This is a genomic window from Bradyrhizobium sp. 14AA (assembly GCF_054185205.1).
Genome location: NZ_JAVAYM010000175.1, coordinates 1 through 446, shown reverse-complemented (window position 1 = coordinate 446; position 446 = coordinate 1). Strand labels below are relative to the sequence as shown.

Annotated in this window: 1 protein-coding gene; it reads left to right on the top strand. The window is 56.7% G+C overall.

Going from position 1 to position 446, the window contains the following annotated elements:
* Positions 1-19 precede the first annotated feature (19 nt).
* A partial coding sequence (locus tag RAD15_RS43880; RefSeq protein WP_458184873.1) for a hypothetical protein occupies positions 20-446 on the top strand: 427 nt, incomplete at its 3' end.

The window sequence follows — 446 nt, the reverse complement described above, 5'->3', positions numbered from 1 at the left end:
AATCCGGCAGATTGCTCTGATGAACGATCTTAACGGCAAGTCTATCGCGGAGATGCTCGCGCTCCATGCCGCAATCAACGAGGAACTACGATCGCGCGACGTCTTGCGGTCTGCCAACAATCCGACGGGAGACCTGGCCGAATATCTCTTTTGCACAGCTTTCGGTTGGGAGCAGGAGGCCAATTCGAAGAAGGGGTTCGACGCGGTGGACTCGGACGGCGTCCGCTATCAGATCAAGGGCCGTCGGCTGCACAGGCGCAACAAGTCGCGTCAGATGTCGGCGATCCGGTCGACGGACGGTTTCGATATATTGGCCGGCGTTCTCTTCAACGACGACTTCTGCGTCATTCGCGCGGCGCTGATCCCTGCAAGCGTGGTGTTCGAGAGAACGAGCTTCGTCGATTATACGAAGAGCCATAAATTTTACCTTCGCGATGATGTGTGGG